The sequence below is a fragment of the Acinetobacter sp. C26M genome, from assembly GCF_023702675.1.
Taxonomy (GTDB): Bacteria; Pseudomonadota; Gammaproteobacteria; order Pseudomonadales; family Moraxellaceae; genus Acinetobacter.
The window spans coordinates 3,151,416-3,164,065 of the sequence record NZ_CP098478.1 but is presented as its reverse complement, the minus strand read 5'-3'; the positions used below and the strand labels follow the sequence as shown (position 1 = coordinate 3,164,065).

Annotated in this window: 9 protein-coding genes; 6 read left to right on the top strand and 3 right to left on the bottom strand. The window is 38.0% G+C overall.

Annotation, left to right across the window (positions count from 1 at the left end; all coding sequences use genetic code 11):
• Nucleotides 1-17: 17 nt before the first annotated feature.
• Nucleotides 18-1,478 (bottom strand): coniferyl aldehyde dehydrogenase, encoded by a 1,461-nt coding sequence (locus tag NDN11_RS14440; RefSeq protein WP_251110032.1) that lies wholly within the window; start codon nucleotides 1,476-1,478, stop codon nucleotides 18-20.
• A 131-nt stretch (nucleotides 1,479-1,609) separates the two neighbouring features.
• On the opposite strand from NDN11_RS14440, the gene NDN11_RS14435 reads away from it, so the two are divergent.
• The 4 genes from NDN11_RS14435 to NDN11_RS14420 all read left to right on the top strand — a co-directional run bounded on the left by NDN11_RS14435 (nucleotide 1,610) and on the right by NDN11_RS14420 (nucleotide 6,555).
• Nucleotides 1,610-2,680, top strand: a complete 1,071-nt coding sequence (locus NDN11_RS14435; RefSeq protein ID WP_251110031.1) for an AraC family transcriptional regulator — start codon at nucleotides 1,610-1,612, stop codon at nucleotides 2,678-2,680.
• A gap of 482 nt (nucleotides 2,681-3,162) precedes the next feature.
• The gene (locus NDN11_RS14430; RefSeq protein WP_167249676.1) at nucleotides 3,163-4,500 is read left to right on the top strand and encodes a CitMHS family transporter; all 1,338 of its coding nucleotides are present in this window, start codon (nucleotides 3,163-3,165) and stop codon (nucleotides 4,498-4,500) included.
• A gap of 141 nt (nucleotides 4,501-4,641) precedes the next feature.
• A complete protein-coding gene (locus NDN11_RS14425; RefSeq protein ID WP_251110030.1) occupies nucleotides 4,642-5,781 on the top strand; it encodes a porin in 1,140 nt (379 codons plus the stop codon).
• Nucleotides 5,782-5,994: 213 nt separating this feature from the next.
• Complete coding sequence (locus NDN11_RS14420) at nucleotides 5,995-6,555, top strand: undecaprenyl-diphosphatase (RefSeq protein WP_251110029.1); 561 nt, start codon at nucleotides 5,995-5,997, stop codon at nucleotides 6,553-6,555.
• 64 nt (nucleotides 6,556-6,619) lie between these two features.
• Here NDN11_RS14420 and NDN11_RS14415 read toward each other — a convergent pair whose 3' ends face one another.
• The gene (locus tag NDN11_RS14415; protein WP_251110028.1) at nucleotides 6,620-7,864 is read right to left on the bottom strand and encodes an HmuY family protein; all 1,245 of its coding nucleotides are present in this window, start codon (nucleotides 7,862-7,864) and stop codon (nucleotides 6,620-6,622) included.
• 21 nt (nucleotides 7,865-7,885) lie between these two features.
• Nucleotides 7,886-9,934: a TonB-dependent receptor plug domain-containing protein gene (locus tag NDN11_RS14410; protein WP_251110027.1), complete on the bottom strand. Its 2,049-nt coding sequence runs from the start codon at nucleotides 9,932-9,934 to the stop codon at nucleotides 7,886-7,888.
• A 151-nt stretch (nucleotides 9,935-10,085) separates the two neighbouring features.
• On the opposite strand from NDN11_RS14410, the gene NDN11_RS14405 reads away from it, so the two are divergent.
• Complete coding sequence (locus tag NDN11_RS14405) at nucleotides 10,086-11,072, top strand: DUF6607 family protein (protein ID WP_167249668.1); 987 nt, start codon at nucleotides 10,086-10,088, stop codon at nucleotides 11,070-11,072.
• A gap of 161 nt (nucleotides 11,073-11,233) precedes the next feature.
• Complete coding sequence (locus NDN11_RS14400) at nucleotides 11,234-12,646, top strand: glutamine synthetase family protein (RefSeq protein ID WP_251110026.1); 1,413 nt, start codon at nucleotides 11,234-11,236, stop codon at nucleotides 12,644-12,646.
• Nucleotides 12,647-12,650 lie beyond the last annotated feature (4 nt).

The following is a 12,650-nucleotide window of genomic DNA, read 5'->3' as shown; positions in this document are numbered from 1 at the left end:
TTTTTTAATATTAAATCTTATTTAATATTTGGATCACCTTGTTTCAAGAAGAAACGTAAAGCCAATTTTTGTACCCAAGTACCGTATGGAGGATAGAACAATTGAGTTGGGAAGAAGCGATGACGTGCAAAAACAGTTTTTGCATGGGAGAGCTCACGGAAACCTTCTTCTCCATGATATGTCCCCATGCCAGAGTTACCAATACCACCAAATGGTGCATCATGGTTGACCACATGCCAACCCCAATCGTTTAAAGTCACACCACCTGAATGGGTTTGTTTTAAGACATAATCACGTTCATTGGCATCGTGGGTAAAGAGGTATAAGGCCAATGGTCGTTCGCCCGCTTGAATATATTGAATTGCATCATCCACTGTACCGTAAGCAACCACAGGTAAAACTGGACCAAATAGTTCTTCTTTTAGAATCCGCATATCTGCTGTGCAATTCAGTACGATATGTATAGGCATACGACGTGCATCTTTATCTCGATCATATTCACCACATGCAATGATTTGAGCACCTTTGGCTTTGGCATCATCCAAGATATCAAGCAACCGTTTTAGATGACGATCATTCACAATCGACGTGTAGTTTGTGTTTTGGCTAATATTATTGCCATACATCGCAGTGAAATTCGCTTGGCATTCTGCAACGAATTGATCGATTTTTTCTTTTGGCACCAGTGCATAGTCGGGCGCAACACAGATTTGACCACAGTTGGTCGCTTTACCATGTAGAACGCGTTTTGCTGCATCAGCAAGCGGATAGTTGCGGCTGACTAAAGCAGGGGACTTACCGCCAAGTTCTAAGGTGACTGGGGTTAAATTATCTGCGGCTGCACGCATCACCACTCGACCAATCGCTGGTGAACCTGTAAATACAATATGGTTGAATGGCAGCGAGGTAAATTGTGCTGGATCAAGGATCTCTTCACCAAAAACAGCAACCTCATCTTCACTAAAAATTTCAGCTAGCATTCGTTTAACCACAGCATTGGTTGCTGGAGTCACTTCAGGTAGTTTGATCATCACCCGATTGCCCGCTGCAATTGCAGCAATTAATGGCCCCAAGGCTAAATAAACAGGGAAGTTCCAAGGAACAATAACACCTACTACACCTTTAGGCTGGTATTGCACACGTAGGCGATTCGATAAAAATAGCAATTCAGTATGACGTTTACTTGGCCGCATCCAACGGCGTAAATGGCGAATCGCATGATCTGCTTCGAGTACGGAGCCGAGCAAATCAAGCAGTTTAGATTCATCTACCGAGCGTGAACTAAAGTCACTATTAATTGCAGTCGCAATCACATCTTGATAACGGATAATTTGTTTTTTTATTTGCAATAATTTTGTACGTCGATTATCAAGATCTGGGTAGGGCTGAGCATCAAAAGCAGCACGCTGTTGATTAAACACAGAATACATATGTTCGGTTGCAGGATCACTGAATGGTTGTGAAGTTGAAAGTGTCATTGTTGCTCCTTTCATGCTTATTAGTAGAATAGACTTTATGATTGATGAGATTTGTAGTCGATGTTAAATTGAGACAACAAAGAGTAATTTAGTGCCATTATGCATCATCACTCAAGGGATGAGGTGAAAAAATGCGTAAACAGGATCTTATTCCAGTACGAGTCGAAGCGCGTTATGATCAAAAAGAGTTGGGTCAAGGCACACCGATTTTAGGTCTAACTAGTCTACTGGAGGCTATGCAACAGCAAGGCTATCGCTTGGAGGAGATTTTAACGGGTACAGGAATTTCTCAAGATGCACTAAATAGTGCGGCTTCTCATATCTCCCCCTATCAAAAATTACAACTTTTTCAAACGATTCAGCGTTTATCAAAAGATCCGCTTATTGGTATACGAGCTGGGCAAAAACAGCGCCTTTCGGACTTTGGGGTCTATGGTTATGCACTGTATTCCTCTCGTAATTTCCAGCAGGCGGTAGAGTTTGGGATTCGCCATATCAAACTTGCGGCGCCAGTTCTCAAGAAAACCTTTTCGATCCAAAAGCAAGTTGCCATTTTTGAAGGTCATGAAATTATCGCGCTCGGTAAATTATTGCCTTTGGTATGTGAGTTTTGGTTTAGTTCAATGCAGACCCTAATTGAGTGTGTATTAGAAGCACCATTTCAAGCGAAAAAATTGTTACTTCCTTATCCTGCACCTGACTATGCAGGTGAATATGAAAAGGTTTTTCGTTGTCCAGTTGAGTTTGATACTGACGTAATGCAATGGCATTTTGATCTTGATTGGCTAGAGAAGCCTTGCCCCAATGCCAATCCGATTACTGCTGATATGTGTCAGTCTTTTTGTGAAAGGATGCTGGGTAGCGATGATGATCAACAAGAACCCGATTTAGTTCGTACGATTCGTCTGATCTTATTAGATGCGGTAGGCAGCTTTCCAACTGCACAAGAGATTGCAGATCAATTGCATTTATCCAAGCGAACTTTATACCGCCGTTTAGCAGATGCGGAAGTCAGTTATCAAGAGATTTTAGACAGTACCAGAAGGCGACTTGCAGATGAATATTTGGCAACAAGTTTGAGCATTGATGAAATTGCAGAACGCTTAGGATTTTCTGATACATCAAATTTTAGGAAAGCCTATCGTAATTGGGTTGGGATTTCACCAAATGAATATCGAGCGGATAAAAATAAGATAATTTAGTTTAAAAAATAGGTTTTATTCTCAAAATATGAATTTTTTAATTTAACTTTAATATCGCAGGATAATAATGATTGTTATAATTGTTGAAGTGATAATAGACAGATGTTTATTTTAACTTGAATAGAAGTTTTATAAATGAATGATATTTATTTTAATTATCATTTAATTGAAAATGTTATTTTTTAATCAAAAAATGCACCATAATATTGCATTGATATTTTAAATATATAGCATTTTGATTGGTTATTGTTCAGGTGTTTTGATCGATTGATCTAAATTTTTTATTAAAAATATATTAATAATTAAAGTCTTACAATTAAAAGTATATTTGCATACTTTTAAGGTATTTTTCATGTGAATGGGTGTGTTGGTTATATAATTAAATTAAATGAATTACCTAAAGTTAAATCGCATAGAATCTGTGCTGGATTAGGGTAGGGTCTACCCATTAAAAAAACTTATTATGCTAAGGATTGCATTCAATGCTGACTTTTTTAGGTATCAGCATGATCATGTGCTTTATGTATTTGATCATGTCAAAACGTCTCAGTGCATTAGTTGCATTAATTTTAATCCCATTCATATTTGCTATTATCGCTTGGGGCTTAGGTTTTTATTTTGACAGCTTAAGTCATATTCAATTGGCCGAACTTGGCAATACCATGTTAGAGGGTATTAAAAAGCTCGCACCAACAGGCGTCATGCTTCTTTTCGCTATTTTATATTTTGCATTAATGATTGATTCGGGGTTATTTGACCCTTCGGTAAGATGGATTTTAAAGAAAGTAAAAGGCGATCCATTAAAAATCACTTTAGGTACAGTTTTTCTAACATTATTGGTCTCTTTAGATGGTGATGGTTCAACCACGTATATGATCTGTGTGGCTGCAATGATGCCCTTGTATAAACGTGTAGGCATGAATCCACTGATTATGACCTGTTTGATGTTGCTTTGTAGTGGTGTGATGAATTTGACGCCATGGGGTGGACCAACAGCCCGTGCTGCCAGTGCATTACAAGTTGATGCCAGTGAAGTGTTTATTCCAATGATTCCATCGATGATTGTGGCGGCTGCTTGGTTATTCTTCTTGGCCTATCTGTATGGCATGTACGAGCGCAAACGCTTAGGTGTGATTGAGCTGGTCGATATTAGCCATGCGGATGATATTTCGATCTCAAAAGATCCTGAAGCACAACGTCCTCATTTACGTTGGTTTAACGGTATTTTGACCTTAGTTTTAATGGCTTCTTTGGTGAAAGGGATTTTACCAATGTCTATCCTGTTCATGCTCGGTTTCTGTATTGCTTTAGTCGTGAATTATCCATGCGTCAACATGCAGAAAAAACGGATTGCCATGCATGCGGATAGTGTACTAGCAGTTGTTGGTGTGATCTTTGCTGCAGGTGTCTTTACAGGAATTTTATCGGGTACAGGCATGGTTGAAGCGATGTCTAAAGGGTTTGTTGCTGTGATTCCACCAAGCATGGGACCTTATTTGGCACCGATTACGGGTGTTTTGAGTATGCCTTTAACCTTCTTTATGTCTAATGATGCCTTTTATTTCGGTGTTTTACCGATTCTTGCAGAAGCTGCATCGCATTATGGCATTGCACCAGTTGAAATTGCACGTGCGTCGATTATTGGACAACCGATTCACTTGTTATCACCTTTAGTTCCTTCAACATATTTGTTATGTGGTTTGGCTGCTGTAGAAATGGGTGATCATCAGAAATTCACTTTGAAATGGGCATTTATTACCTGCTGCGTGTTGATGGGTAGTGCCTTAATATTCGGTGTATTTCCATTTTATAATATGTAAATCAATTTGTTATAATGCTTTTATATTCATGAGAATATAAAAGCATACTTATTTACGCATTCCCACTTAATTTAAAATTTTGCTTGAAATATAGCGAAATAGGGATTTTTTACACTTTTTTAGATGGTTAGGAACATAACAATGAAGATGAAAATTGTACTCGCGACGATGATAAGTATTGCGACAAGCTCTGCATTTGCAGCGCCAAAATTTTATGGAGAAATTGATGCAAGTATTGATTATCTACCAGAAAAAAATGCAAATTCGGCAGATCATGATGTTTGGAAAGTAAATAGCAATAGTTCGTTTGTCGGAATTAAAGGCGAGGAAAAATTAACCGAAAATTTAAGTGCGGTTTATTTGGCGGAATGGGCATTTTATGCAGATGGTGATAAAACTGATTGGTCGCAACGTAACCGTTTTGTCGGGTTGAAAGATGATCGTTTTGGTACAGTCAAAATCGGTAAACATAATACACCGTTAAAAGATTTATCGAGCCCTGTTGATAGTTTTAATAATTATATTAGTAATAAAGCAGATATCACAGGCATTATGACAGGTGAAAATCGCGTGAATAATGCAGTGGTTTATGACTCCCCTGAAATTGCGTTGAACGGTGGTAACTTGGAAGCAAGTGTTCTACTTGCAACAGGAGAAAGCCGCGGGATTGAAGATGATAAACGCGGTGGAGTGAATACCGCGGGGCGTGGCTTAGGCGATGCTTGGTCGGCATCCTTAAGCTATAGCCATCCAGTATTCTTAGTTGGTGTCGGTTATGACAAAGCGATTCCAAGTGATTTCTTAGGGCATGGCTTATTGAATGCAGCAGAAACAGAAACGCAAGTGGATGAGGTGTTTGCGGCAGCGAATACTGTACGTGTCATTGGTCGTTTGACGCCACTTGAAGGACTTGCCATAAAAGCGCTTTATCAGACATCAAAGGTTGTAGATAAGCCAGGCAATAAAGTTGTAGATCCAACAACTTTAGACCCAGAAGGATTCATCCGTAGTATTGATAATTCACAAGGTTGGTTGATTGGTGCGGAATATAAGCTACCGAATCAATCTAAGTGGACCGTGAAAGGGCAATATAGCCAAAACAGCACCAGTTTTAACAATGGTAATGAGGACTTCGATGCCAAACAACTTTTGTTAGGAACAGATTATTCATTTAACAAACAAGTGAAAGTCTATGGTTATGCTGGATATTCAACATTCGAGCAAGCAAGTGCTAAAGATAAGCAACCGATTGCGGGTACTGGTTTAGAATTTAAGTTCTAAGTTTCAGTCAATTAACATTGATAAATAGGATAATTTTGTCCTATTTATCGATGATTTTACTTGACCTATTTTACTTGCCGATTAAGCAATACTTGACTTAAATCCTTTTGGAATATGTGAATAATAAAATATAAAAATTATTAATAATTTCTTCATTATTATCCTGTATATTGAGCGCATTGATCTTCATGGATAGTGTGGATAGAAAAGGAAATGATTTTTAAAGATTTAAATATCTCATTGTTTAATAGCATAAATTCTTTTGCAAAAGAGCATCCTGCTTTAGACAAAATCGCAATTTTTTTAGCAGAAGATTTAAATACAGTATTGATCAGTTTTCTTGTATTTTTATTGGTAATCCAATGGAAAACATATAGTCTTTTATTTGCTAAAACTTTAGTGATTGTGTTGTTTTCTTTACTTTTAAGCGACATTATTGAATTCTTTTATCATCATCCTCGTCCATTTCAAATCGACTTAGGTCATAAGTTAATTGGTCATGGCTCAACTTCATCGTTCCCAAGTCAACATACAATCACAGTTGTGATTATTGGGTTTTCTTATTGGATGGCGGGTTTTAAAAAGATTGGTCTGATTGGATTGTTGTGTAGTGTTGTTGTCGGACTATCGAGAGTTTTTGTAGGTGTTCACTTCCCATTTGATGTGATAGGTTCTTTTGTGATTGGCTTTATGTTGGTTGTATTGGTCAATCACGCACTGAAAGAGTTGGCAATTAGAGTTAGACGTATAAAGCCAGTTCAATTGATTGATTGATTGATACATATCAGACCTGAATGAATTTGTAAAAAAAACGGAGCATGGCTCCGTTTTTTATGGCTTATTTGGCAGGTTGGATATCTAGCTCAAAGGTCCATGTGGTTGCACTTGAAGCATTGCTTGGATCTGCATATTTGACATCTTTAAGGTGTAGACGGGCATAGCTATTGCCTGTATTACCACGAATAAGAGATGCGGCTTCAGGATTTGCTTTAAGCATATGCGCTTTTAAACCAACTGGTGCAGCTAAGCTATCACTTGAATAGTAAGTGAACCAGCCATAGTTAAGTGGTTCTCTACCGTATGCGCCTTTATAGGCTGGATTGAGTAATGACTTCACACCATTATTCGTCCAACTATTTACTTGTTTTACTGTTGTTGCTACTGCTTTAAGTTCAGCTAAAGTATCTACAAAAACCGTGGCTGATTTAAATTTATTGATAATCGGTTTACTATCAGCATCATAAAAACCAGTAGGCTGTAAACCAATGGTACTACCGATACCTGTATTGGTTTGAACATTGTAACGATTAAAAGCTAACTGCCATGGTTGTGTTGCGGAGTTTGTTGCAACACCAGATTTTAGATCTAAATAAGCCCAGCCATTTGTTGCATCGACGTTCTCAATTGTTTTAACAACATCAGGGTATCGTGTATCAATATAGCGGATGCTGATATAACCTGAAGTACCTGATTGATTATAATAATTATAAATTTGTACTGCATACACAGGTTTGTCTTCTGTCCCAACCGTATTGAGATTTTTTGTATCTGTGGTGACAAAATAGATTTTAAAATTTGGTGACATACGATGATCGCCAAACAAATTATATTCTAAAAAGCTATAACCTGTTGTTGCGGTAAATCCATTGCTATATGCATCTTGAGACCATGCCGATGCAGGAATCGCATCATTTCCTTGTTTATTTGCATCAATTAGCTTGGATAAGTTATTCCATGTTGCATCAAATGGTGAATAAAGAACAGCTGCTTTACCATTCCCACTTGCACCACCATTACTCGAAAAAGTTGGTGTGCCACGATTCATTACTGCTTTGATATCCCAATCCATACCAGAGCAGTTAACTGCTTGTTGAAGATCAATATCATAGCATTGGGCTTCAGTAGTATTTCCTTGAAAAGACCATTCTTTAGCTTTGACTGTAAAGAGATCTGTCTGTGTTGTAGGGGGATTGGTTGAGCCGCCATTATTTGAAGGTGAGCCATCACTTCCACCACCACAAGCGATGAGCAGAGTACTTAAAGTACTGAGGGCAAATAATTTAGCTAAATTTAAATGAGACATTGTCCAGTTATCCTTTAAAGATTATTTCATCCAGTTAAAGCGCAGACCCATATAGGTATAACGACCAGAAATAGGCCGATAATCGAAAGCTGCAGAGAAATCACGTTGTTCGTTGAAAATGTTGTCGATACCTGCGAAGGCACTGATATATTTGTTGATGCGGTAATCAACTTGTGAGTCAAAAGTGATCCAGCTCGGGGAGCTATGTTGATTGGCACTATCACCATATTCATCACTTTGATAACGAGTACGGAAGGTCAAATCAACTTGATCATTCAAGGCATAATCAGCCCCTAAACGCGCGATATGTTTTGGGCGTCGTGTTAAAAGTGTATTTGTCGTTTTATCTTTGGCTTCTGTATAGGTATATGCGCCATTGAGTGAAAAATACGGTGTCAGATTCCATTTAACTGAGCTTTCAAAGCCTTTAGTTTCAGCTTTGGCAACGTTGCTATAGCTATATTGGGTTATACCATTTAGCGTTGTGGCATTGTCATAGTCTGTTTGAATGAGATCTTTAACATCGTTCCAGAATAGGTTGAAATCAGCATTCCAACGCTCATTTTGAACCAGGCTTAATCCCAGTTGATAGCTATCCGATGACTCTGGTTTTAGGTTTGGATTACCAATCACGATATAGCCTAAGTGACTATGATCAAAAGAATAGAAGCGTTCTTTTAAATTGGGAACACGGTAGCCTTGACCATAGCTTAAGCGTAGATCTGCCAATAAATCATTTTGCTCATAAAAGCGATATTTAGTACTGAGTTTAAAGGCATTGTGGTCACCAAAATCATCATCATTTTGGAAACGCCAACCAATAACCGCATCAAGATTGGTGACTAAATTGAAATCATTTTGAACATAGAGTTCATGGCGATCACGCTTAACACTGCCACCTTGCATCTCAAATTTTCCATTGTTGCTCTGTTCTAGCTTTTCTTCATGCCAGTCATAGCCCAACTGCCAATTTTGCTTATGCCATTTAGGGAATGTGAGCTGAGAGCTGAAATGATTATTTTCTTGTTTTGAGTTTCTCAATGCAGATAGATAACCATCTAAAGTTTGAGTAGAAGTAGAGTCATAAGTTTCATGGACTGCTTTTAAATCAACTTTGGCAGTATTCATAAGGTCGAATTGAGATCCTGCGCTAAAGCGTTGACGTTCAATATCTTCAATCTTGTGTTGTTTTAAATAAAAGGGTGGAACAAAATTTAAGCTGCGTTGATGATCTTTTTCTTTATATTCATTGAAATCTGCCCAAAGCATAACTTGATCTGAGGCCTGCCATGCACCATAAATAGCATATTGTTGACGCTTTTGTTCATCTCCTTGTCGTGGGTAAGCATCAGGTTCTACCGCAAATCCATCATTAGTGAATTGATCTGCAATAATTCGGCCTTTCAAATTTGCATTTGCGGCTTCAATACTGATTTTCTGATGGTGATTGTTGATGGACGTGTTTTTTCCATCCGCATTTTGTTTGCCATAAGAGCCAATATCGATCTGTCCTGAAATCGAGACACCGTCCTGAACTTTCTTGGTAATAATATTAATCACACCACCCATCGCAGATGAGCCATATTGTGCGGATGCAGCGCCTTTAACCACTTCAATATGTTCAATACCACCAATTAAATATTGATCCAAATCAACGGTAGAACTGGTACTGGCAGCAAGCGGTAAGCCATCAATCAAAATCAGGACTTGATCACTACTCAAGCCTTGCAATGAAATTTCATAGCCTGATTTGCCATGAATTTCTCTTAACAGAATCCCTGGAATATTTTCCAAAGCATCTTTTAAGGTTATGGCATTGGTCCGTTTCAGTTCATCTTCACTGATAATTTCAGTTCGGATTGGGCTATCAATTAATTTTTTTTCTGAACGTGTTCCTGTCACGACAATCGTGTCAAGAACATGAAGTGGTGCTTTTGCAGTTGTATCAGTTGTTTGCTCGATTGCATAAGCTGATGGAGAAATTAAGCCTGCTGCTAAAAGGGAAGCAAATAAAAAATTAGGCTTAAACGAAAATTGAGGAGACAGCATATTCACAATATTTGGTCGCAATGAAAATTATTCCATAATATAAATGGTAATCATTCTCACAATAATTTACAATGCTTTACAGGTTTATTTCAAAAAGATACATGCAACTAGAGTTTGAAAAGTTGTTTTATTTATTTGAATCAGTATTTTAGTGTTGAATTGAGATTTTTTTATGAAACTTAAGCTGTCTTATGTTTTGGTTATGGCATTTGTTCTGGGGACAACAAGTGTAAATGCTGCACAACAGCCAATAAAATTAGCTGAGGCATTACAACAGCAATCTTTACATGAAGATCTGACTCAAGAACAAGCTCGCCAAGCCATTTTAAAAATGGCAGGGGAATACAAAGTCGACTTTCGTTTTGAAGAGCTTTATTCACTTAAACAAGGTTATGAACTCAAAGATGATGATTTATCGAGTGGGCATGAAACGGTCATCGTTTTAGAGAACACACCCAATAAAGTATCGCTACAGCATATCTTGGTGGCTGGTGGGCATGTGGTAAAACACTGGCGACAAGACTGGGAATATGAACCAACTAAAATGTGGAGCTATATTGGCGACTATCGTTGGAAAAGCATTGAGCTAAAAAAAGCAGAGACCCAAGGCAAGTGGCTACAAACTGTTTGGCAAGTGGATGATTCACCCCGTTATGCTGGTTTAGGTAAATGGACTAAAGATAATGGTGCTGTTGAATGGGTATCCAATGAAACTTATCGTCCATTGCCTCGTCGTGAACATACCACACGTAATGACTATGACGTGATTATTGGTATTAATCGACATGCACTCACGGCAACGGGTTGGGTACATGAGCAAGACAATATTAAGTTTGATAGTAAAACCAATACCGCACTTGCACGCGAACTTGGGGTTAATCAATACAACAAAATCGAAGGTTATGACTTTAAGCCTGCTTATGATTATTGGAAAACTAATGCGGCTTATTGGAGCGCAGTCAGAGGTGCTTGGAGTAATGCGTTTAACCAAAATCAAATTGTGGCTTTAAAATTTGCAGAGAAAAATGAAAAGTCTCATTTTAGCTATTTTAATGACCAAGCTGAGTCGGTTGCAGGGAAAACAGTGAAAGTTGAACAGTTGCAATCGCAAGCTAAAACTTTACTGAATCAACAGTTGATTGAAGGCAAAATTCAGTAATTTATTTTTAAATAATAAAAGCTCATGCACTGTGGGCTTTTATTTTTCTGCTTTTTATAAAAAATTTATTCAATAGCATAGTCAATTTACGCACTGTTTACGTTACTTCTGCCTAAGCCTCAACTAAGCTGAATCTATCTATATAACTTGAGCTTTCAGCTATGAGTGCTGTACTTGTTGAGATCAATCATCCATCTGCGCTTAAAAAGTATATTCATACCGCAGCCTCGAAAAATGATGTTGACGGTGTTTCGCAAAAAAAAGGATTTATAGAAGAAGTTGAAACCTATTTAAAACATTACCCACAGACCCAACACGTCGATATTTATTTATGTGATTTAAATGGGCATTTACGCGGTAAACGGATAGATGTCGGTTGCCTAAAAAATTTGAGTAAAGGCTGTTATTTCCCATTGTCGATTTATGCCATGAGTCTGGATGGTAAAGTGATTGAGGAAACAGGGCTTGGTAAATATATTGGTGAACCTGATCGTTTATGTGAGCCTGTTTTAGGAACATTAAAGCCACATGCGCTTGAACCTGAAATAACGGCCCAATTACTGCTCAGTATGAAAGATGATCATCAGCAGGACTGTCTATTAGAGCCCAGAAATATCTTAAAGAAAATGCTCTCTCAATTACAGCTGCAAAACTACTACCCCTGTATTGCTGCAGAAGTTGAGTTCTATTTACATCCTTTACGTGAGGCTAATGATACTGAACAAACGATGTCACAATGCTTTGATATAAATACCTCTGATCATTATCAAAATATTCTGAATGAGATTGAAGCGGTTGCAAAACAGCAGAGCATTCAAATTACAGGAATTGTTTCCGAATCATCTTCAGGCCAGTATGAGATTAATCTGCAACATACAACGGATCTTTTGACCTTATGTGATCAGATTATGTTGCTAAAAAGAACCATCAAACAGATTGCGAATAAGCATGATCTGCGTGCAAACTTCCTTGCTAAGCCTGAAATGCATAAAGCGGGTAGTGGTATGCATTTCCATATGAGTCTTTTGGATCAGAACCAACGGAATCTTTTTAGCTCATCACAGGACAATATAGCTGATGCATTATTAAAAGCAGTGAGTGGATTGTTGTTTTTGATGCCAGATTCAATGGCAATTTTGGCACCCAACTTAAATTCTTTCCGTCGCTTCAAGTTGGGTAATCATGTTCCTTTGGAAGCCAATTGGGGACTGAATAATCGGAATGTAGCAATTCGAATCCCATGTTCAGATCAAGAAAATCAGCGTTTAGAATATCGTGTTGCGGGAGCCGATTGTAATCCTTATCTGGCTTTGGCAACAATTTTGATTGGGACTTTACATGGTTTAACGCATCAATTAGATATTCCTAAGCAAGCACATCAATTAAAACTTAAAAGTGAGCATGTGTTATTGCCAACCGAGCAAATGCAAGCACTAAAATTATTGAAAGCCAATACCTGTTTAACTGAATATCTAGGCAAAGCCTTTGTTGATCTTTGGTGCACCGTAAAGCAGGCAGAGTATCAAAGTGTATATAGCCAAATTACAGCTATTGAAAAGAGCTGGGATATTTAAAGTC